Below are 21,856 nucleotides of genomic sequence, written 5' to 3' on the forward strand. Positions count from 1 at the left end.
CCGTAGGGTACAGGGCGGAGTGCGCTGACTCGCCGGGGGCGGCGCGAAACCGGGCCGCTGACGCGCCGCTCGAGCGAAATCGAGGACGCTCAGTGTCGATATCGGCGCGCCGAATCGACACTCCGCGTCCTCGACTCGGCGGGTGGTCGGGGCCGCGCCCACCGCCTCCGCCGGCCGCGCCCGCCGCCCCCGCCAGCACCCTGCCGCGCGCAGCACCCGCGACCCGCTCAGAACGTCGAGTGCGGCGCCCCCTGCCCGGGATCGATCTGCACGGGGCCGCCGGCGCCGGGGGTGACGTCGAAGTCGAACATCGCCGTCGGCAGGTAGACCGTTGCGCACGAGTTCGGGATGTCGACGACGCCGGAGAACCGTCCCTCGATCGGCGCCGCGCCGAGGAGCAGGTACGCCTGTGCCGCGCTGTAGCCGAACTTCGTCAGGTAGTCGATGGCGTGGAGGCAGGCGCGCTGGTAGGCGAGCTGAGAGTCGAGGTAGCGCTGCTCACCGTCGAGGGTGACCGAGGTGCCGGAGAACGCGAGCCACTCCGAATACTGCGGATCGGTGTTGCCCGGCTGGAAGATCGCGTTCTCGCTCACCCCGTACGTGTCCATGCCGCCCTTGATGATCTCGACGCGGAAGTCGATGAACCCGCCCATCTCGATCGCCCCGCAGAACGTGATCTCGCCGTCGCCCTGGCTGAAGTGGAGGTCGCCGACGGAGAAGTTCGCCCCGTCGACGAACACCGGATAGAACACCCGAGTGCCCTTCGTGAGGTTCTTGATGTCCTGGTTGCCGCCGTTCTCGCGTGGGGGAGCGGTGCGCGCGCCCTCCTCGGCGACCCGGTCGAAATCCTCACCGGTGAGCGATCCGAGGATCGCACCGTTGGGCTCCGGCGGCAGCGCGAGCGGGGGTTCGCGGTCGGGGTCGGTGGCGATGAGCGCGGCCTCGCGGGTGTTCCACGTTCCGAGCAGGTCCGCACTCGGCGCGGTCCCCATGAGGCCGGGGTGGATGATTCCGGTGAACGAGACGTGCGGGACGTGGCGGGAGGTCGCGGTCCCGCCGCTGAAGTCCCAGATCGCCTTGTACGCGTCGGGGAACTGGTCGACGAGGAACGAGCCGCCGTTCTGCTTTGCGAAGATGCCCGTGTAGCCCCACCCCTGACCGGCGAGCGGGCCCTCCTCCTGCGGGATCGGCCCGACGTCGAGGATGTCGACGATGAGGAGGTCGCCCGGCTTCGCGCCCTCGACGGCGATCGGACCCGAGAGCGCATGGACGATGTCGACCGGGGCATCGCGGACGTCGTCGGCGCTGTCGTCGTTCTTGATGAAGCCGTCGAACCATTCGCGGCAGTCGACGCGGAAGGACTGTCCCGGCTTGACGTGGACGGCGGCGGGGATGTCGGGGTGCCACCGGTTGTGGCCGACGATCTTCTGGTCGGTGAAGGGCTTGGTCGAATCGAGCGGGAAGACGACGTCGGGCATGGCACTTCCTTTCCTCTGGGGTGTCCGCGGTCGCGGTCGACCGCGGGGATGGTGCGGGCAGTACGCATGGGGCGGGTGGAGCTGGCGATGTGAGTGGTGCCGGTCGTGCGGGCGGAGCTGGCGGTGCGGGTCGTGCAGGTGGAGGTGCGGTTCGGCTAGGCGCGCGGAAGCTTTGCGTGCCGAGGATCGCGGCTGACCTTCTGGCGCCGACGGCTCGACCCGGGAAGGCGAGAGACGACGGCGGGGGATTCGGCGGAGCGTTCCGTGGATTCGATGAGTTGCTTCGCCTGAGATGATCCGGCGCCGAGGTGGGGCGACCCGACGATCGACCGTGCACGTCCGCTGCAGCCGGGGCAGGGGATGGAACCGGGTTTGTCGGCCATCGGATAGACACGCTCGGAGTCACCGCACGCGTCGCAGCGGAAGAGATACGTGGGCACTGCACCACCCCTGTCATCAGCGTCGGAGGAATCTCATTCTGTCAGTGTGATCGCCATCACGGAAGAGGTGTGGGGCAAATCCCTGCGCGATCGTGGGCAGTCGCGGTCGCGCCTGCCCTCGTGCGCTTCTGGGCTGCGGAGAGTCGGCCGCGCCGGGAAGGTGGACGCTCAGTGTCGATTCCGGCGCCGTGAATCGACACTCCGCGACCTGAACTCACTGAGTGCCCGCCCCCGCGGCTCAGGCCTCTGCGGCGGGCGGGTCCGCGACGGCCACCTCGGTGAAGGTGAGGCCGGGTGCCGAGGCATCGGCGGCGCGGCGGATGCGTTCGGCGGTGAGCTCGCTGATCGTCGCGAACTCGGGGCGGGCACTGTCTGCGTCGCTTCCGCTCGCAGCGCGCACGTCTGCCTCACCCTGACGACCCCCGTTCCCGTTGACCCCAGCACCCGCACCTCCCCGAGCCCCGCGCCCGCCACTGGCCCCGCGCCCGCCACTGGCCCCGCGCCCGCCGCGCAGCTCCTCCGGCGTCTGGATGAGGATGAAGGACCGCTGCCCGTCGTCGCGGCGGTTGGCCTCCATCACCGCCTGCGCGGTCGTCCCGGATCCGGCGAAGAAGTCGAGGACGATCGCCGTGGGGTCGAAGAAGGTCTGCGCGGTGATGAGCGTCTTGACGAGTTCGACGGGCTTCGGATATCCGAACACACCGCCGAGCCCGAGGTCCTCGAGGTCGTTCTGCCCGCCGAGCGCCTTGATGATCGAGTAGAGCTTCGAACTCGCAAGTTCGTACGGCGTCACCCGCACGACCGCGTGCTTGCCCGGCCCCCACGGGCGGAGGACGAACTCGCCCGAGGCCAGCTTCGCGTCCACCTCGGCGAGCTTCTTCTCCCCTTTGACCGCGAGGATGTCCTCGTACATGAGCCGCCGCTCCGACCCCCGCGCATAACGGCCGAAGCTCGCGCGCAGGACGTCGGTCTCGACGAGCATCTTGCGCCCGTCGATGACCTCGACCTTCGCCGGTGCCTTCTTCTCGGTGAGGAACGTCCCCGCGGACCGGGCGTCCTTGCCCCACACGTGGATGTAGTCGTGCCCGCGGACGAACGACGGCGAATTGCCCCCGCCTTTCGCGCGCTGGTGGATGAGGGTGCCGAGCGAATTCGCCTCCCCGAAGACCTCGTGCCCGAGCAGCTGCGCCCACGCGCTCTCCCCGTCGTCGAGGTGGAGGTAGAGCACCCCGTCATCGCGCATGAGCTCGCGCGCGAGCATGAGCCGCGGCGCCATGAAGTCGAGCCAGCTGTCGTGGTCGTGCCCGCGGTCGCGGTACGCGTGCGCATTGCCCGTGTTGTACGGCGGATCGATGTAGACGACCTTGACCCGCCCCCGATGCGTGGCGAGCAGGCTCTGCAGGCCGGGCAGATTGTCCCCGACGATGAGGAGGTTCTCGTCCGGATCCGGCACGACCGACCGTGGCCCGGCTGTCTTCGCACTCGGATCCATCCCCTCGCCGAGGCGGCCGCCGGCAGCCGTGAATCCCGGACCTGCCGTGGCGCTGAGTTCGCGTCCGAGGGTGAGCGACTTCTCCTTGCCGGGCCAGCTCAGAGCGGTCGCCATCTTCTCCAACTCCCTCGACGATGCCAAGATTGCTGTATGAGTATTTCACGAGTGGCAGTCGTCGGCGCAGGCATCATCGGTGTGGCGCTCGCCCGCGAGATCACCCGTCAGCTCCCCGACGCCGAGGTCACGGTCTTCGACCGCGGGCCGGGAATCGCCTCGGCGCAGAGCGGTCACACCGCGGGCATCGTCCATGCCGGTCTCGACGCCGAGCCCGGATCCCTCGACGCGACGCTCGCCCGCCGCGGGCTCGAACTCCTCATCCCCTACCTCGTCGGGCAGGGACTCGCCTACCGAGAGTGCGGGCAGCTCGTCGTCGCGCAGGACACCGACGAGGTCGACCGCCTCGACGACCTGCTCACCAGGGCGAAAGCGAACGACGTGCCCGGGGTGCGCATGGTCGATCGGGCCGAGATGCGCGAGATCGAACCGGCCGCCAGGGGAGTCCAGGCTCTCTACTCTCCGCACACCGCGATCACCGACTTCGAGGCCGTCACCGAGGCGCTCGCCTCCGAGATCCGCGACGCAGGCGGCCGCTTCCGCTTCCTCACCGAGGTCACCGGCATCGACGCGCTGAGCAACGAGGTGCGCATCCGCACCCGCGCCGTCAGCCCCAAAGACGACTCGGGAGTGTCCAGCGAGTCCGGCTATTCGACCGACCTCGTCGTCGAATCGGACTCCGACCCCGACGGGGAGGTCCACGACCGTCCCCGCACCTACCGCGGCGGTGAGGACGAGGCCGTCGCCGATGTGTCGGCACGGGGCGGTCTGCGCGGTCGCCTCGGCGATGAGCTGCGCACCCGGTTCGGCGACAAGGACTGGTTCAAGCAGGCCGAGGACCGGATCGACGGGTGGTCCGATCGGAACCGTCCCACCGGCGCCGAGGTGGATGCCGGCACCTTCGACCTCGTCCTCGTCGCCGTGGGACTCCAGTCCGATCGACTCGCCGCGGCGTCCGGGCTCTCCGCCGATCCGCGCATCGTTCCGTTCTCGACGACGTATTCGCGACTCGATGCTCCCGCCGCCGAGGCGGTCCACGGCATCATCTCGTCCGTGCCCGACCCGGAGGAGCCGTTCGAGGAGACCGTGCTCGCCCGGACCGTCACCGGTGGGCTGCTGCTCGGGCCGAACACGCACATCGCGCTCGGTCGCAGCGACGGTTCGGTCGGCGACATCGACCTCGGCGACCTCGGTGCCTCGTTCGGGTTCTCCGGGTTCTGGAAGTTCGCGAAGCGCAACGTCCGCTCGGCCGCAGAGGGCGTGCGGTCGGCGGCGAGCACCTCGGCGTTCGTCGAGCGGATCAGGAGATATGCCCCCGGCCTCGACACTGCGGGGATGGCTGCCGGACCCAAGGGGGTCAGCGGCCAGACGATCGATGGCAAGGGCGAGCTCGTCACCGGGCTCGTCGTCACCGCCCGCGGACGGCTCACTCAGGTGCGGAACACCCCGCGGGCCGGAGCCACCTCGGCGCTGGCAATCGCCGAGCACGTCGTCACCGCAGCCCTGAAGTCCGCGGGACGACGGTGAGGCTTGGGGTTCGCTGAGGTCGGCGGACAGGACCGTGAGTCAGTGGTCCGTCGCTGAGGTCGCCCGAATCGAGCGGACTATCGCTCAGGATCTCCGGCGGAACGCTTCCTCAGCGACGAGTCCTGCTTCTGGGTCGAATAGACATAGGTGAGGACAAGCCCGGATACGATCGGAACGACGATGAGGCTTGGCAGGATTCGGGTCAAGGCCTCGCTCATCTCGCCGGTGAGGAATCCGAGGATCGGCCACATCACGATGGGCACGGCGGAGATGCCGACCCATGTGAGGACGAAGTCCGTGCGAGTCTGCGGACGCTCTGTGAAGAATCTGCGGATCGCGCTCTTCTCCGACGACGGCACTGCTCAACCTCCCACGTTTCTCAACCTCACGGTAGTGGCTGGTGGGAGGCCATTCAAGGATCGTCCACGGGGCGCGACCTCAGCCGGAGTGGCGCTCGAGGAACTCGTAGACCTCGGTGTCGTCGACGCCGGGGACGGCGCCGGGCGGGACGGCAGCGAGGAGGGAGGCGTGCATCTTCGCCGAGGGCAGGGAGTTGTCCTCCCACTTCGCGGCGAGCTCCTCCGGGGCGGTGCGGCAGCACGAGGGGTCGGGACAGCGTGACTGCGAACGGATCGAGGATTCCCGGCCTTCGAACCATTTGACGTGGGCGAACGGCACGCCGACGCTGATCGCGTAGTCGCCTCCCGGCAGCACCCTGGCCGTGCACCAGTACGACCCCTGCGGGGTGTCGGTGTACTGGTAGTACGGGCTGAACCGGTCGGCGACCCGGAAGACCGTGCGCGAGGTGAACCGCTTGCACGCGAACTGCCCCTCGATGGCCCCGAGCGGGTCCGTGGGGAAGGGGAGCCCGTCGTTCGAGTACGCCTTGTGGATCGTGCCCGAGGCGTGGACCTTCATGAAGTGGACGGGCAGACCGAGGTGCTCGGTGGCGAGGTTGGTGAACCGGTGCGCGGCCATCTCGTAGCCGACGCCGAACATGTCGCGCAGGTACTCCACCGACAGCTCGCGCTTCCGCTTCGCCTCGGTGAGGACGGGCACCGCCGCGCTCTCAGGCAGGAGGACGGCGGCGGCGAGGTAGTTCGCATCGACGCGCTGCTGGAGGAACTCGCGGAAGTCCTTCGGCGCCCCGTGCCCGAGGACGTGCGGGGCAAGGCTCGTGAGCAGGTGCGTGCGCGGGTCGAACGCGGCATCGGCGTTGGGCAGGTAGATGCGTCGATTCGCGGTGTCGGAGATCGACCGGGTCGAGCTCGGCAGGTCGGAGACGTAGTGGAGGCTGAAGCCGAGCTTCTCCGCGATCGTCGCCGTCTCGCGCTGGGACACGGTCCCCGACTCGTAGCCGGCGAGGCTGAGCAGCTCGGCCGCCTGCTCCTCGAGGTCGGCGAAGTAGTTGTGCTTCTCGCGCATCGTCTCCCGCAGCTCACGGTTGGCTCGCCGTGCCTCCTCCGGGGTCGCCGCCCGCCTGGTCAGCACCTCGGCGAGCTGGCGCTGGAGGCCGACGATCGCCTCGAGCGCATCCTGCGGCAGCGACTTGATGCGCACCTGCGGCAGTCCGAGGGACGAGTACATCGGGGAGGCCTGATTCCGTTCGGCCTCGAGTTCGAGGCCCTGCCGACCGTCGACGGGAGTCGGGTCGAGAAGGTCCGCGACCTCGGTTCCCAGGGCCTCGGCGATCGCGGTGAGCAGGGTGACAGAAGTTTCTCGCTTGCCGTTCTCGATCGTCGAGATCTGCGAGGCCGCACGGCCCACCTTCTCCCCGAGCTCGGCGAGCGTCATCCCCGCCTGTTTGCGAAAGAATCGGATTCTTCTGCCGATGCTGAGGCTGTCGACGGACTGCTTCGACTCCGACTTTGAAGCTTGAACACTGGTCACAACCGCCTCCGAGGCGTCGATCCGGATGGTGTATTGCGAATGTGACCAGTATGACAGAACCGGGAAATTTCACCAATGGGAAGAACGCAGAATTTTCTCCTCACTTTTCTCTGTCGGAGGGCTTGCGCGCCCAGCAAGATGGATCACACGAACCTCGGAACGACACAGGAGAGAACCATGAACACCACGCCGAACGAACTGCACGACGTCGAAGCGATCCGCCGCGACTGGGCCACCAACCCCCGCTGGCAGGGAGTCGCCCGCGAGTACTCGCCGGAAGACGTCGTCAAGCTGCGCGGCTCGGTGATCGAGGAGCACACGCTGGCCCGCCGCGGAGCCGAGAAGCTCTGGGAGGAGATCCACGACCTCGACTTCGTCAACGCCCTCGGCGCGCTGACCGGCAACCAGGCCGTCCAGCAGGTCAAGGCCGGCCTCAAGGCCATCTACCTCTCCGGCTGGCAGGTCGCCGCCGACGCGAACCTCTCCGGCCACACCTACCCGGACCAGTCGATCTACCCGGCGAACTCGGTTCCCGCGGTCGTCCGCCGGATCAACAACGCACTCATGCGCGCCGACCAGATCGAGCATGCCGAAGGCGTCAAGACCGTCGAGGACTGGATGGTCCCGATCGTCGCCGACGCGGAGGCCGGCTTCGGTGGTCCGCTCAACGCCTTCGAGCTCATGAAGGGCATGATCAACTCCGGCGCCGCCGGTGTCCACTGGGAGGATCAGCTCGCGAGCGAGAAGAAGTGCGGTCACCTCGGCGGCAAGGTCCTCATCCCGACCTCGCAGCACATCCGCACCCTCCAGTCGGCCCGTCTGGCCGCCGACGTCGAGAACGTCCCCTCGGTCATCATCGCCCGCACCGACGCCGATGCCGCGACGCTCATCACCACCGACGTCGACGAACGCGACCAGCCGTTCATCACCGGCGAGCGCACCGCTGAGGGCTACTACAAGGTCCGCAACGGACTCGAGGCCTGCATCGCCCGCGGCAACGCGTACGCTCCGTACTCGGACCTGCTGTGGATGGAGACCTCACTGCCCGACCTCGAGGTCGCCAAGCAGTTCGCCGAGGCGATCCACGCCGAACACCCGGACCAGCTGCTCGCCTACAACTGCTCGCCGTCGTTCAACTGGAAGAAGCACCTCGACGACGACACGATCGCGAAGTTCCAGCGCGAGCTCGGAGCGATGGGCTACAAGTTCCAGTTCATCACGCTGGCCGGCTTCCACGCCCTCAACTACTCGATGTTCGACCTCGCCCACGGCTACGCCCGCGAGCAGATGAAGGCCTACGTCGACCTGCAGGAGCGCGAGTTCGCCGCCGAGGATCGCGGCTACACCGCGACCAAGCACCAGCGCGAGGTCGGCACCGGATACTTCGACCTCGTCTCGACCGCGGTCAACCCGGACGGATCGACCCTCGCGCTGTCCGGCTCGACCGAGGAAGCCCAGTTCCACTGAGCACCCGCCCCGCACCTGCCGGGCCCAGACGGCCCGGCAGGTGAGGACCCACCAGACTCGGCGCGGTTCGGCGATGTTTTCACGGGGTTTGCATCGTCGATCCGCGCCGGCACCTCCGTCCAGCACCCACCCCGACCAACCGCACCACTCCAGTTCCCACCAGCACGGTCCCACACAGCACTCGAATGAGTGAGGAGAAGACAATGTCCCGCATCACGATCAACGCACCTGAGGCACCCGGACACGACACCGTTCTCTCGGCACAGGCGCTCGACTTCGTCGCGGGCCTCCACGAGAACTTCGCCGACCGCCTCGGCGGGCTCATGGCCAAGCGCGGCAGCCGTTCGGCGGAGATGAACGACGGCACCCTGCCCCGCTTCACCCCCGACTACGCCGCCGTCCGCGCCGACCGCACCTGGCAGGTCGCCGGCTCTCAGGACGCTCCGGGACTCGAGGACCGCCGGGTCGAACTCGCCGGCCCCGTCACCGAACCCGAGGTCGTCCGGGCGCTCAACTCCCAGGCCAAGGTCTGGATCGCCGACTTCGAGGACTCGACGAGCCCGACGTGGGCGAACATCCTCGGCGGACAGCACGCCCTCTACCTGGCCGTGCGCGACCAGCTGCCCGGCGTGAGCAACCGCAACCAGCCGACCATCGGCATGCGCCCCCGCGGCTGGCACCTGCCGGAGAAGCACCTCATGGTGACCGGCGACGACGGTGAGCAGACCCCGGCGATCGGCGCGCTCGTCGACTTCGGCCTCTACTTCTTCCACAACGCGAAGACGCTCATCGATTCCGGTTCGGGACCGTACTTCTACCTCCCCAAGCTCGAGTCCTCGCTCGAGGCCCGGCTGTGGAACCAGATCTTCGTCTGGGCGCAGGATGAGCTCGGCATCCCGCAGGGCACGATCCGCGCGACCGTCCACATCGAGACGATCGCCGCCGCGTTCCACATGGAGGAGATCCTCTGGGAGCTGCGCGACCACTGCGCCGGTCTCCAGGCCGCTGGCTGGGACTACCTGTTCTCGGTGGTGAAGAACCTCCGTCACTCGACGGAGTTCATCCTCCCCGACCGCGACCGTCTGACGAACTCGCTGCCCCTGATGAAGGCCTTCACCGACCGTCTCGTGTGGACCTGCCACCGCCGCGGTGCCCACGCGATCGGGACGATGACGAACCTCATGACCAGCCACCCCGACGAGGGCTTCGTCGCCGCCGAGTTCGCGCGGATGCGTGAGGACAAGGCGCGCGAGGCCTGGCAGGGCTTCGACGGCACGTGGGTCGCCGATCCCGGCCTCGTCCCGGCCGCACTCGCCGTCTACGACGCAGCCCTCGGTGAGAAGGCGCACCAGCTGGAGAACATGCGTCCCGACGTCCGGGTGTGCGCCGAGAACCTCCTCGACATCACCGGACTCGAACCGGTCGTCACCGAGGAGGGCGTGCGGGTCAATATCCGCGTCGCCATCGGCTACCTCAACGAGTGGCTCGGCGGCAACGGCAACGTGGCGCTGGAGAACCTGCTCGAGGACGTCTCGACCGCGGAGATCTCCCGGTCGCAGATCTGGCAGTGGATCCACCACGAGGTCACCCTCGACAACGGCCAGCCGGTGACCCGGCAGCTCGTCGAGCGCTACCTCGGCGAGGAGCTCGCGCTCATGGAGCGCACCCCCGCTGACCACGTCACCGAGGCGGTCGAGATCTTCCGGGCCTCGGCGCTGACCGACGACTTCCCCGAGTTCCTCACGGTGCCCGCCTACACCGAGCACCTCGTCGACCGCGTCGCCAAGGCCGCGGTCAGCGCAGCCTGAGCGGTCCGCCTCGGCGGGAGACGTCAGACGGCGGTCCGCCTCGGCGGAGGGGACGGCACCATCGAACCGCCTCGGCGGGGACCATCGATCCGCATCGGCACCCTGGACCTGTTCGGACTCGCACTGCACAGCGAGTCACGGCAGGACCGGGGTGCCGATGTGTGGGTTCGGCTCAGCCCTCGGGCGGCCACGGCAGCCCCTCGGCCTGGGCGTTGAGCTGGTACGAGACCACGCCGTCGATCGATTCGCGGATGATGTCGGCGTGGCCGGCGTGCCGCGCGATCTCCGTGTTGAGGTGGGCGAGGATCCAGCGCACCGACATGTCGAAGTCCTTCGGCATCCACGGGTTGTTCACCGGGACCTTCGCGTCGAGGTCGATCCCGTCCGCCGCGGCCTGGGTGCGGGTGGCGGTGATCTCGGCGACGGCGCGGTCGAAGGCGGCGAGCACCTCGGCCAGGGTCAGATCCGGCAGGGTCGCGCCCTCGAAGGATCCTAAGAGCCCGAGTTCCTCACCGAACGCGGCGTAGTCCTCCTCGGTGGCGACGAGCGACGGGTCGCGGACCTGCTGCAGCCAGCCGTAGACGACGTGGGCTGAGTGGGCGAGCAGCCCAGAGATGCTCAGCGAACTCACTGTCGGGGTGCTGCGGGCCTGCTCGTCGGTGAGGCCTGCGGCGGTCAGTCGCAGCTGCTGGCACTGCTGTTCGAGGAAGCTCAGCTGGGCGTCGGTCTCGGTGGTCACGGGCGGGGCGAAGAAGGGCATGACGACTCCTGATGGTCGGGTCTGGCCTGGTGTGGGGTGAACGGCTCGGCGCGATCGGCGATGCGCTTGAAACCATCATCCGACCGATTGCGGACATATGATGTCCGCATGCACGATGATCCGGCCAGGTGTCCATGAGCTCCGAATCCCGCCTCCTCTCCCTCCTCGCGCGGCTCGGGACCGGTCGGTCATTCACCGCGACCGACCTCGCCGCGGAGTTCGGCGTCACCGAACGGACGATCCGACGCGACATCGCGACCCTGCGCGAGCTCGGCTACACCGTCGATGCCGCCCCCGGAGTCGACGGCGGGTACCGGGCCGGCAGCCGGACCGTGCTGCCGCCCCTTCAACTCGAATCTGGGGAGGCCTTCGCGACCGCGCTCGGTCTCTCACTCCTCGCCGGTGCGGGCCTCGGAAGTGCGGACACCGCCTCGGCGAGCGGGAAACTCGAGGCGATGCTCCCGGCCGCGGCCGCCTCCGCGGTGAGGGAGATCGGGACCGCGGTCACCGTCGCCCCCGGCAACGAGCCCGACGTCGACCATGCCGCGGTCGGAGCCATCGCCTCGGCGATCGCCGCCCGCCGTCGCATCACCTTCGCCTACGCGAAGCCGTGGACCGACGCCGCGCCGGCCGTCCGACGGGTCGAACCCGCCCAGCTCGTCGTGCTCGGCTCCCACTGGTACCTCTACGGGTGGGACCTCGACCGCAGCGACTGGCGGGTCTTCCGCCTCGACCGGCTGAGCGAGGTCCATGTGACGACGTTCGGATTCCCGCTGCGACCTGCCCCCGACGCCGAGGCGGCGGTGCGTCGCGCGGTCACCGTCGCCGCGTACGAGCACACGATCGTCCTCGACCTCGAGGCCACCCCGGCCGAGATCGAGCCATGGTTCTCCACCCGTGCCGCGACGATCGCCGAGGTCAGCGGGGGTGTGCGCGTGACGTTCGGAGTGCCAGACCTCGGCGCGGCGGCGATCTACACCGCAACCATCCCGTTCCCGTGCCGCGTCGTCGATCCGCCGGAGTTCGTCGCGGAGTTGTCGGTGATGCGCGGGCGGATCGGCGCGATCATGGCCGCAAGCGACACCGAGGTGTCCGGGAAGTGACCGGACGGTGAACGACAACGGGAGTCGTCCATATACTGATGCCATGACGATTCTCATCGGCTATCTCCCTGCCCCGGAAGGCGAGGCGGCGCTGCGCGCGGGATTCGCAGAGGCCGCGCTGCGCACGTGCGACGCCGTCGTGGTCAACTCACAGCGACGCGGTGCCAGCGGCACCCCGACCGAGATCGACAAGGACGACATCGATCGCATCGTCGCCCTCGGTGAGGAGGCGGGAGTCGCGGTCACCGTGCTCCAGCCCGACCATGAGGACGACGTCCCGGGAACCCTCAACGACCTCGCCGCCGAGCACGATGCCCAGCTCATCGTCATCGGCCTGCGGAAGCGCTCGGCGATCGGAAAGTTCATCCTCGGATCCCAGGCCCAGCGCATCCTCCTCGAAGCCGAAGTCCCCGTCCTCACCGCAAAGGCCTGAGACTCAGCGCCCCACCTCGAGACCGTGCCCCCACGCGAGGAGCTCGGCCAAGGAGACCCCGGCAGAGTCGCTGAGATCGGCGATCTGCGTCCTGCACGAATAGCCGTCGGCGAGGACGACGCGCATCCGTTCGTCGTCGTCCCGCTCTCGTTCGGCGCGTTCGCGGTCGGCGCGTTCGCGCTCGACGCGCAGTGCGGGCAGCAGCGCGAGTTCGGCCACGGCGACCGAGGTCTCGAAGTGACCGGCCTCGACCCCGAAGTTCCCCGCCAGCCCGCAGCACCCGCCGAGGAAGTCGGCGCTCGCTCCCGCCCGGGAGAGGAGCTCTCGGTCTGGGGCTGTCCCGAGCACCGCCGACTGATGGCAGTGCGGTTGGACGACCGCGTCGACGCCGGCGAGGTCGGGCAGTTCGGCACCGATCCCGAGGAGATAGTCCGCGAGCGTCTGCACCCGCGACCCGACCCGCTCGGCCGCATCGCTCGCGAGCAGCTTCTGCGCATCGTCGGCCAGTGTGGCCAGGCACGAGGGCTCGACCCCGACGATCGGCGCATCCCCGGTCGCATCGAGGGCGGCGACCGTCTCGCCGAGGTGGTTGCGTGCGGCATCGAGCTGGCCGGTCGAGATGAGGGGCAGACCGCAGCACACCGTCTGCTCGACCACCCGTACCCGCACGCCCGCATGCTCGAGGACGGCGACCGCGGCCGCAAGGATCCTCGGCGCGAAGTGGTTCGACCACGAATCCGCGAAGAGGATGACCTCGCCGAGGCGGTCGGAGGCCCCAGCTCCCGCCTCGGCGCGGGATCGCCACCAGCTCCGGAACGTCGTCGTCGCGAACGTCGGAATCGACCGGCGGGGATCGATCCCCGCCACCCGCTTTCCCAGCGCACCGACCCCCGGCACCCGGGCGACCCGGTTGACCAGGTGCGCGACCGGGGTGAGAGCGTTCGCCAGCTGCGGGAGGAAGCCGAGCGCATAGTGCGAGGGAGGCCGCATCCGACCCCGATAGGACTGGTGGAGGACTTCGGCCTTGTATGTGGCCATATCCGTGCCCGTCGGGCACTCGCTGCCGCACGCCTTGCAGGACAGACAGAGGTCGAGCGCCTCGGCGACGGCGGGGGAGTCCCATGCGGTCGTGACCAGGTCACCGGAGACCATCTCCTGGAGCACCCGGGCGCGCCCCCTCGTCGAGTGCAGCTCATCCCTCGTGGCCTGGAACGACGGGCACATGATCCCACCGTTCGCCGCGGAATCCGCGCGGCATTTGCCGACCCCCGTGCACCGGTGGACGGCTGAGGCGAACCCGTCGGATTCGTCCGGGTACGCCATTGCGAGCTGACCGGGCAGCCGATCGCGCTTGGGCAGCTCGGTCAGCCGGATCGAGGCGTCGAGGGGGTCGGGGTTGACGATGACCCCGGGCCCGAGAAGGTGGCGGGGATCGAAGAGCTCCTTGACCGCTCGGTTGAGGTCGATGACCTCGGGCGGGTAGAGCAGCGGCAGCAGCTCGGAGCGTGCGCGACCGTCGCCGTGCTCTCCCGAGACCGACCCGCCGTAGCCGGCGACGAGCTCGGTCGCCGCGACGAGGAATCGCCGCAGCACTGCCGGGCCGTCGGGCTCCTCGAGGGGGAAGTCGACGCGCATGTGCAGGCATCCGTCACCGAAGTGCCCGTACGGGATCCCCCACAGCCCGTGCTCGTCGAGGAGGTCCATGAGATCCCGCAGATAGTCGCCGAGGTGCTCGACCGGAACCGCGGAATCCTCCCACCCGGCGTGGGCGTCGCGCCCGTCCGGGGTGCGTGAGACGAGCCCCGCACCGTCGGCGCGGATCGCCCACACCGCCGCTGCGGTCTCCGCGTCGACGACGGCGGAGTCGAGAGCACGGGACTCATCGATGAGACGCTGCGCCTCCTCGGCGAGGATCTCGGCATCGTCGCCGGTGAGTTCGACGACGAGCCAACCGGCGCCCTCAGGCAGAGCGGGAACGGCGTTCCCGCCCTTGGCCGCGATGACCCGGTCGAGCATCCGCGAATCGAGACCTTCGCACGCCGCGACGGGGAAATCGCGCAGCAGCGGAGCGTCGTGGGCGGCGGCGACCATGTCCGGATACCCGAGGACGACCGCGGCCGTATGGGCGGGTTCGGGTACGAGCCGCATCTTCGCGGCGAGCACGATGCCCCACGTTCCCTCGGACCCGGCGAAGGCACGACGGAGATCGAACCCGTTCTCCGGCAGCAGCGCCTCGAGACCGTAGCCGGAGACCTGACGGGAGAACGTGCCGAGATGGGTGCGGATCGTGCCCAGGTGCTCACCGATGAGTGCATGAAGGCGCGGGAACAGCTCCCGGGGATCCGCATCATCGAGGTCGACGACCGTACCGTCGACGAGCATGATCCGCAGCGCGAGGATGTTCTCCCCCGTGCGTCCGTAGCCGAGCGCACGCGGACCGCATGCGTTGTTGCCGATCATCCCTCCGATCGTGCACCGGGTGTGCGTCGACGGGTCGGGACCGAAGCGCAGACCGTGCTCCCGCGCTCGTGCCTGCAGGCTCGCATGGACGCACCCGGCTTCGACCCACGCGCTCTGCTCGACGGGGTCGAGGTCGAGCACCGTGTTCATGTGCCGAGAGAAGTCGAGGACGATCCCGGTGCCGACTGCGTTGCCTGCGATCGACGTCCCCGCACCACGGCAGGTGATCGGCACGCCGAGGCGGCGGGCGACCGAGAGCGCAGCCGCGACGTCGTCCTCGCCGCAGGGGAAGACGACTGCCTGGGGCACGAGACGGAAGAGGGAGGCATCCGAAGAGTAGGCGGCGCGGTCGGCGGTTTCTCCGGTGACATCGCCGACACCGGCGGCGGAGAGCTCGGCGACGAGTGCCTCGGCCGAGGCGGCGGATGGAGCGCTCATGGGAGCATTGTGCCACCGGTGCGGAGGCGGCGGCGCCCGTGTCCGTGCGGAACGAGCAATGCCCTTTTCGCAATCGGCATTGTCACGGTCGGATATTGTGCTGATGTGCGGAATTCGCACACCTCGTACTCAGATTAGGGCCGAACCTTCCAGTATTCGGGAAAAATTGGCGTGACATAGGCGTCGTGGTATTTAATAGAAGTACATTTTCCTGTGGCGGTGTGCCACATGTGCAGGCAAGGAAAGAAACAATGTCACGTCGCGCTCGCGAATTAACAGTGGATCAGACAGCCCTGGTTGCGGCTGTGCGCAGAATTTCACGGCAGCGAACCAAGATCAACACGAACTACGTCATGTCCATCCTCCGCGCACGCGAGGAGGGAGCCACCTTCGGTGCCATCGCCGAGGCCGCAGGCACCTCCTCCCAGGCAGTGCAGGAGATCGTGCGCAGGCACGGGCGTGTGCAGCGCTCCGAGGGATCGGGCGACGCTGCTCGGAAGCAGCCCGAATCGGTCGGCGCCGAAGCGCCGGCAGCAGCCGCCGAGTGACGCAGTCGGGCAGGGTGACGGCGGGACGACCCGCCGTCGGCCTCCCCGTGTGCGTTGATGCGAGATGGGCGTAGTGCCCCGAGATCGTGAATTTTTATAGGGTAAGGCAAATTGTAGCCATTCCGGTTTATCGGACAATTCGACCGGTGTTTACACGGTAAGTTGTCGAATTCTTCAATGAACAATTCGGCTGGTCATCTTGTCTTTTCCCGCTGGCAGGGATCCCTCATTTCACTGCGGTCGCAGCGGGCCCGCCCCGTGCGGAATCCGCACCCCTGCCGGGGTGGGAGTCGAGCCCATGCTGAAACCTCAGCCCGACCCCGGCCGGGGCATCGGCCGGACCCTCGGTGGGACGCGAACCGGACTCGCGGATCGTGCGCGTTAGAGTGGCGGCATGAGCGCATCCACGCACCTGCCCGCCGACCTCGCCGCGGACCCTCTCGTCCGCATCGCCGCTGACCTGGCCGTCATCGCCTGGGAGCGGATGACGGCATGGCGGGCATCGCTCGGTGCCGATCTCGACGAGTCGGTCGTCGACACGAAGACCTCGCCGAACGACCTCGTCACCCTCGCCGACGCGCAGATCGAAGCACTCGTGCGCGGGTACCTCAGCGCTGTGCGTCCCGGTGACCTCATGGTCGGCGAGGAGGGCGCCGAGGCGATCGACCCGGTGGAGTTCTTCGACCGCGATCTGCTGCGCCGCCTCGCCGCGTTCGATCCTGTCGCCGGGACCCTCGCCGAGGTGACCGCGGGTGACGCCGAGGGCCGGTTCGAATGGCACGTCGACCCGATCGACGGCACCGTCAACTTCGTCCGCGGCATCGAGCACTTCGCCTTCTCCGTCGGCGTCCTCGACACTGCGACCGACGCCTGGGCAGTCGGACTCGTCGCCTCTCCCGGGCTCGGAGCCACATGGGTGGCCGGACGGTCTCGGGGTGCCTACCGCGTCGAGGGTCGGCTCTTCGACCGGATGCCGGAGCCGGATCTCAGCGCCGCCGGTGCCCCCGCCGCCGGCGTGCCCGCGGCGGCCACGTCCGCGACTCGGCTCTCGGGGGCGCCCGTCGGTCTCTCGGGACGGCTGCTCGCGACCGGGTTCGCCTACCGCGGTGACAACCGCGGCCGACAGCTGGCCAAGCTGCCCGCTCTCATGGACGGCTATGACGACATCCGCCGCTGCGGGTCGGCCGCGCTCGATCTCTGCATGGTCGCCGAGGGGCGGGTCACGTGCTACGCCGAGCGCGGGCTCGGCATCTACGACTACGCCGGCGGCGCCCTCGTCGCCGAGGAGGCTGGAGCCTTCGTTCATCGCGGGGGCAGTGGCGGTCCGACGGCCGCGGCCGATTCGGCCGCAGAGCTCGCGCGCCTCATCGACACCATCTGAGGCCGGGACTCGACCCGGTCGACCTGCGCCGATACTCGTTCGAGAGCCTCGGCGCGGGAACTGTGACAGGGATAACGCAAGACAGGCGTCGTCTATTTCTGAGAGATTAGGCTAAGCTAACTCACAGATGGCTCACATCTGCGTACCGATCGCCTCAAGGAAGTAGAACACGATGATCTCGACCCGCCTCCGCCTCGGCGCCGCCCTCGGTGTCCTGGCCCTGGCCCTGTCCGGCTGCTCCTCCGCGGAGTCCGAAGCCCAGGCCGACACCGCCGCCTCGAGCACGATCAAGGTCGAGGACAACAACGGCACGCAGACCGTGACGACCCCTCCGACCTCCGTCGTCGCCACGGACAACCGCACCTTCGAGACACTCGACGCGTGGGGCATCAAGCTGAGCGCGGGCGCCCGCGGCCTCATGCCGCAGGGGCTCTCCTACACGAGCGACGAGTCGATCCCCGACCTCGGCACCCACCGTGAGCCGGACCTCGAGCAGGTCGCCGCCGCCAAGCCCGACCTCATCGTCAACGGGCAGCGCTTCGCCCAGTTCCACGACGATCTGCAGAAGCTCGCCCCCGAGGCCGTTGTCCTCGAGCTCGACCCGCGCGACGGCGAAGCCTTCGACGAGGAGCTGCGTCGTCAGACCACCGTCCTCGGTGAGGTCTTCGGCAAGCAGGACGAGGCGAAGAAGCTCGTCGAGGACTTCGACGCCTCGATCGACCGCGCCAAGGCCGCCTACAACGGCAGCGACAAGGCGATGGGCGTCATCACCACCGCCGGCGACATCGGCTACGTCGCCCCGTCGGTCGGCCGCACCGTCGGACCGGTCTTCGACATCCTCGACCTCGATCCGGCCCTCGAGGTCGAAGGCGGCAGCGAAGGCGACAAGGGCGACGACATCTCCGTCGAGGCGATCGCCGAGTCCCAGCCTGACCTCATGATCGTCATGGACCGCGACGCCTCCTTCACCGCCGACCGGCGGGAGAAGGGATCGGCTCCGGCCGCCGAGGTGCTCGAGAAGTCCGAAGCCCTCAAGGACGTTCCCGCGGTGAAGAACGACAAGATCGTCTACTTCCCCGAGGACACCTACCTCAACGAGAGCATCCAGACGTACACCGAGTTCTTCAACGGCTTCGCCGACAAGCTCGAAGCGCAGAAGTAAGCAGAACCGGGTGCGGGTGAGACCCGCACCGGAACCACCGCGGCGGCGCCCACGCGCCGCCGCGGTGCGAGCGGGAACGGCAGCATGACGAACTCAGGGACCACGGACGACCGGACGGCCGCCTCGGCGAACGACCGCCTCGGCGAGGACACGAACGAGCCCCAGGACACGGACGGCACCGGCAGGACCGGCAGGACCGGTCGCCCGGCGACGAGTCGGGGACCGCTCTTCAGCTGGCAGCTGGGACTCGCGACCCTCGCGGTGGCGGGCCTCCTTGTCGCCTCCCTGCTCACCGGGGTCTACGACATCTTCGGCGCCGCCGACGGGGCGGAGATGTTCCAGATCACCCGGGTCCCGCGGACCGTCGCGCTCGTCCTCGCCGGCGCGGCGATGGCGATGTGCGGGCTCGTCATGCAGCTGCTCACGCAGAACCGATTCGTCGAGCCGACGACGACGGGCACGACGGAATGGGCGGGCCTCGGGCTCATGCTCACCGTCATCATCTACCCCGAGGCGACGATCGTGCAGCGGATGATCGGCGCGATCCTCGCCGCCTTCATCGGCACCCTCGTCTTCTTCCTCTTCCTCCGCCGCGTCTCCCTGAAGTCCTCGCTCATCGTCCCCATCGTCGGGATCATGCTCGGCGCCGTCGTCGGAGCGGTCTCGACCTTCATCGCTGTGTCCACGGACATGCTCCAGAGCCTCGGGATCTGGTTCGCCGGCAGCTTCACCTCGATCCTGCGCGGACAGTACGAGGTCCTCTGGATCGTCGCGATCGTCGTCGTCGCCGTGTTCATCACCGCCGACCGATTCACCGTCGCGGGCCTGGGCAAGGAGATCTCGACGAGCGTCGGACTCAAGTACAACCAGATCATCCTCATCGGCACCGTCCTCGTGGCCATTGCCACCGGCGTCGTCACCGTCGTCGTCGGCAACCTCCCCTTCCTCGGGCTCATCGTGCCCAACATCGTCTCGATGATGCGCGGCGACGACCTGCGCTCGAACCTGCCGTGGGTGTGCCTGCTCGGGATCGCGATCGTCACCGTCTGCGACCTCATCGGCCGGCTCATCATCGCCCCCTTCGAGATCCCCGTCTCCCTCATCCTCGGCATCGTCGGGGCCGCCGTCTTCATCGTCCTGCTGCTGCGGCAGCGGAGGAGGAGCTGACATGCGCAGCATGGACGCCGACGACCGCGGTGCGGAACCGCGCACTTCCGAGACCACCCCGGCAGCCGCCTCGGCGAGGACGACCGGACGCCATTCGGGGGCACTGACGACGGCTGCGGCCCGTCGACGGTACTGGACGATCATGGGCGTGCTCGCGGCGGCCGCGCTCGGGATCGCCTTCGGACTCCTCGCGTGGGACAACCCGCTGCCGATCACGGACGAAGGCTTCTGGCTCATCGCGGGCCTGCGCGGACGCAGCCTCGTCGTCCTCATCATCGTCGCCCTGTGCCAGGCGTTCGCGACGGTCGCGTTCCAGACGGTGACGAACAACCGGATCATCACGCCCTCGATCATGGGCTTCGAGTCGCTCTACGTTGCGATCCAGACGGCGACGATGTACTTCTTCGGGGTGACCGCACTCGTCGAGCTGCGCGGGGTGCTGCCCTTCACGATGCAGCTGGTCGCGATGATCGGGCTCTCGCTCGCCCTCTACGGCTGGCTGCTCTCGGGGAAGTACGCGAACGTCGAGGTCATGCTCCTCGTCGGCATCGTCATCGGCGGCGGACTCGGAGCGGTGGCGACGTTCATGCAGCGCACGCTCACCCCGAGCGAGTTCGACGTCCTCTCCGCCCGCCTCTTCGGCTCGATCGCGAACTCCGATGCGACCTACCTGCCGGTGGCGATCCCCCTCTGCCTCATCGCATGTGCGGCCATCTACCTGTCCGCGCCGCGGCTCAACGTGCTCGCGCTGGGCAAGGACGTGACCGGCAACCTCGGGCTCAGCCACAGGGCCGCGACGATCACAATCCTCTTCTTCGTCTCGATCCTCATGGCGGTGTCGGTGTCGATGATCGGGCCGATGATCTTCCTCGGCTTCCTCGTCGCGATGCTCTCCTACCAGTTCTCCGACACCTACGACCATCGGTACGTGCTGCCGATGGCGGGCCTGCTCGGGTTCGTCATCCTCGGCGGGGCGTACTTCATCCTCAAGAACATCTTCTACGCCGAAGGCGTGGTCTCCATCATCATCGAAGTCATCGGCGGAGGCGTGTTCCTCTTCGTCATCATGCGGAAGGGTCGACTGTGATCACACTCGGCGACGTGGCCAAGAACTACAGCGAGACCGTGCAGATCGGTCCCGTCGACGTGACGATCCCCGCCGGCGGGGTGACCGCGCTCGTCGGACCCAACGGGGCGGGGAAGTCGACGCTGCTGACGATGATCGGGCGCCTGCTCGACATCGATTCCGGGGCGATCGAGATCGCCGGATACGACGTCGCCTCGACGAAGTCGAAGGACCTCGCGAAGATCGTCTCCATCCTCCGCCAGGAGAACCACTTCATCACCCGGCTGACGATCCGCCAGCTCGTCGGCTTCGGCCGCTTCCCCTACTCGAAGGGGCGTCTGACCACGGCGGATGAGGAGATCATCTCCCGGGCGATCGACTTCCTCGAACTCGGCGAGCTCGAGAACCGCTTCATCGACGAGCTCTCCGGCGGACAGCGGCAGCGCGCCTACGTCGCGATGGTGCTCGCCCAGGACACCGACTACGTCCTCCTCGACGAGCCGCTCAACAACCTCGACATGAAGCACTCCGTGCAGATGATGCAGCACCTGCGCCGAGCCGCGACCGAGATGGGGCGCACGATCGTCATCGTCATCCACGACATCAACTTCGCCGGCCACTACGCCGACCACATCTGCGCGGTGAAGAACGGGAAGGTCGCCGAGTTCGGCACCCCCGAGGAGATCATGACCGCCGAGGTGCTCACCCGGGTCTTCGACACCCCCGTCGACGTCGTCGACGGCCCCCGCGGCCGCCTCGCCGTCTACTACTGAGAGATGGTGGCCTGAGCGGTGGTGATCGTCCGCTGCTGAGCGGCGCCACCGCCGTGATGGCTGGCGCCGCCCGCGTTTGTGGTCGAAGAACCGAGGGTTTCAGGCCGAATCGGCGATTTTCCCTCGGTTCTTCGACCACAACTCGCTGCAGCGCCGCAGTGCTTCTGAAGAACGTTGCAGCCCGCCCGCTGCTTGGGGATGCTGCCGCTCTCCTGCTGCTGAAGTTCACCGCAGCCCGCGCTCGTGGCTGGAGGGTTCCCCGCCCGCGTTTGTGGTCAATAAACCGAGGGTTTCAGGCCGAATCGGCGATTTTCCCTCGGTTCTTCGACCACAAACTCGCCGCGACCCG

17 protein-coding genes are annotated in these 21,856 nt (G+C 68.4%); 11 read left to right on the forward strand and 6 right to left on the reverse strand.

Features of this window, described 5'->3' with window-relative positions; all coding sequences use genetic code 11:
- Nucleotides 1-227 precede the first annotated feature (227 nt).
- From fmdA to BC102111_RS11235, 3 genes are all read right to left on the reverse strand, one after another.
- The gene (fmdA, locus tag BC102111_RS11220) at nucleotides 228-1,478 is read right to left on the reverse strand and encodes a formamidase (protein ID WP_009377480.1); all 1,251 of its coding nucleotides are present in this window, start codon (nucleotides 1,476-1,478) and stop codon (nucleotides 228-230) included.
- Between the two features lie 155 nt (nucleotides 1,479-1,633).
- Entirely contained in the window at nucleotides 1,634-1,918 is a 285-nt protein-coding gene (locus BC102111_RS18215; protein ID WP_063250435.1) for an FmdB family zinc ribbon protein, read from the reverse strand.
- A gap of 238 nt (nucleotides 1,919-2,156) precedes the next feature.
- Nucleotides 2,157-3,524, reverse strand: coding sequence for a site-specific DNA-methyltransferase (locus BC102111_RS11235; protein ID WP_063250436.1), 1,368 nt, complete (start codon nucleotides 3,522-3,524; stop codon nucleotides 2,157-2,159).
- A 36-nt stretch (nucleotides 3,525-3,560) separates the two neighbouring features.
- On the opposite strand from BC102111_RS11235, the gene BC102111_RS11240 reads away from it, so the two are divergent.
- A complete protein-coding gene (locus tag BC102111_RS11240; protein ID WP_227007181.1) occupies nucleotides 3,561-5,051 on the forward strand; it encodes an FAD-dependent oxidoreductase in 1,491 nt (496 codons plus the stop codon).
- A 438-nt stretch (nucleotides 5,052-5,489) separates the two neighbouring features.
- On the opposite strand, the gene BC102111_RS11250 is transcribed toward BC102111_RS11240, so the two are convergent.
- Nucleotides 5,490-6,941, reverse strand: coding sequence for a helix-turn-helix transcriptional regulator (locus tag BC102111_RS11250; protein WP_040341569.1), 1,452 nt, complete (start codon nucleotides 6,939-6,941; stop codon nucleotides 5,490-5,492).
- Between the two features lie 177 nt (nucleotides 6,942-7,118).
- On the opposite strand from BC102111_RS11250, the gene aceA reads away from it, so the two are divergent.
- Together aceA and BC102111_RS11260 are read left to right on the forward strand one after the other, a co-directional pair.
- The gene (aceA, locus tag BC102111_RS11255; RefSeq protein ID WP_009377464.1) at nucleotides 7,119-8,408 is read left to right on the forward strand and encodes an isocitrate lyase; all 1,290 of its coding nucleotides are present in this window, start codon (nucleotides 7,119-7,121) and stop codon (nucleotides 8,406-8,408) included.
- Between the two features lie 203 nt (nucleotides 8,409-8,611).
- Nucleotides 8,612-10,216, forward strand: coding sequence for a malate synthase (locus BC102111_RS11260; protein WP_082834980.1), 1,605 nt, complete (start codon nucleotides 8,612-8,614; stop codon nucleotides 10,214-10,216).
- A 172-nt stretch (nucleotides 10,217-10,388) separates the two neighbouring features.
- On the opposite strand, the gene BC102111_RS11265 is transcribed toward BC102111_RS11260, so the two are convergent.
- Nucleotides 10,389-10,976: a DinB family protein gene (locus BC102111_RS11265; RefSeq protein ID WP_101624360.1), complete on the reverse strand. Its 588-nt coding sequence runs from the start codon at nucleotides 10,974-10,976 to the stop codon at nucleotides 10,389-10,391.
- A gap of 134 nt (nucleotides 10,977-11,110) precedes the next feature.
- Here BC102111_RS11265 and BC102111_RS11270 point away from each other — a divergent pair, with 134 nt between their 5' ends.
- Complete coding sequence (locus tag BC102111_RS11270; RefSeq protein ID WP_101624361.1) at nucleotides 11,111-12,079, forward strand: helix-turn-helix transcriptional regulator; 969 nt, start codon at nucleotides 11,111-11,113, stop codon at nucleotides 12,077-12,079.
- 43 nt (nucleotides 12,080-12,122) lie between these two features.
- Entirely contained in the window at nucleotides 12,123-12,512 is a 390-nt protein-coding gene (locus BC102111_RS11275) for a universal stress protein (protein WP_009377457.1), read from the forward strand.
- 3 nt (nucleotides 12,513-12,515) lie between these two features.
- Here the strand turns inward: BC102111_RS11275 and BC102111_RS11280 are convergent, their stop codons facing one another.
- Nucleotides 12,516-15,410, reverse strand: a complete 2,895-nt coding sequence (locus BC102111_RS11280; RefSeq protein WP_101624362.1) for an FAD-binding and (Fe-S)-binding domain-containing protein — start codon at nucleotides 15,408-15,410, stop codon at nucleotides 12,516-12,518.
- A gap of 353 nt (nucleotides 15,411-15,763) precedes the next feature.
- Between BC102111_RS11280 and BC102111_RS11285 the strand changes: the two genes are divergently transcribed.
- From BC102111_RS11285 to BC102111_RS11310, 6 genes are all read left to right on the forward strand, one after another.
- Nucleotides 15,764-15,958 (forward strand): hypothetical protein, encoded by a 195-nt coding sequence (locus BC102111_RS11285; RefSeq protein ID WP_009377453.1) that lies wholly within the window; start codon nucleotides 15,764-15,766, stop codon nucleotides 15,956-15,958.
- 394 nt (nucleotides 15,959-16,352) lie between these two features.
- Nucleotides 16,353-17,339, forward strand: a complete 987-nt coding sequence (locus BC102111_RS11290; protein WP_095375127.1) for an inositol monophosphatase family protein — start codon at nucleotides 16,353-16,355, stop codon at nucleotides 17,337-17,339.
- A 172-nt stretch (nucleotides 17,340-17,511) separates the two neighbouring features.
- Nucleotides 17,512-18,501, forward strand: coding sequence for a siderophore ABC transporter substrate-binding protein (locus tag BC102111_RS11295; RefSeq protein ID WP_095375126.1), 990 nt, complete (start codon nucleotides 17,512-17,514; stop codon nucleotides 18,499-18,501).
- 84 nt (nucleotides 18,502-18,585) lie between these two features.
- Nucleotides 18,586-19,668: an ABC transporter permease gene (locus tag BC102111_RS11300; protein WP_197907829.1), complete on the forward strand. Its 1,083-nt coding sequence runs from the start codon at nucleotides 18,586-18,588 to the stop codon at nucleotides 19,666-19,668.
- A 1-nt stretch (nucleotide 19,669) separates the two neighbouring features.
- A complete protein-coding gene (locus BC102111_RS11305) occupies nucleotides 19,670-20,755 on the forward strand; it encodes an iron chelate uptake ABC transporter family permease subunit (RefSeq protein ID WP_180960625.1) in 1,086 nt (361 codons plus the stop codon).
- Nucleotides 20,752-21,507, forward strand: coding sequence for an iron ABC transporter ATP-binding protein (locus tag BC102111_RS11310; protein WP_063250445.1), 756 nt, complete (start codon nucleotides 20,752-20,754; stop codon nucleotides 21,505-21,507). Before BC102111_RS11305 ends, BC102111_RS11310 begins: the two co-directional genes overlap by 4 nt.
- The last annotated feature ends 349 nt before the right edge of the window (nucleotides 21,508-21,856 follow it).

Source organism: Brevibacterium casei CIP 102111 (assembly GCF_900169275.1).
Classification (GTDB): domain Bacteria; phylum Actinomycetota; class Actinomycetes; order Actinomycetales; family Brevibacteriaceae; genus Brevibacterium; species Brevibacterium casei.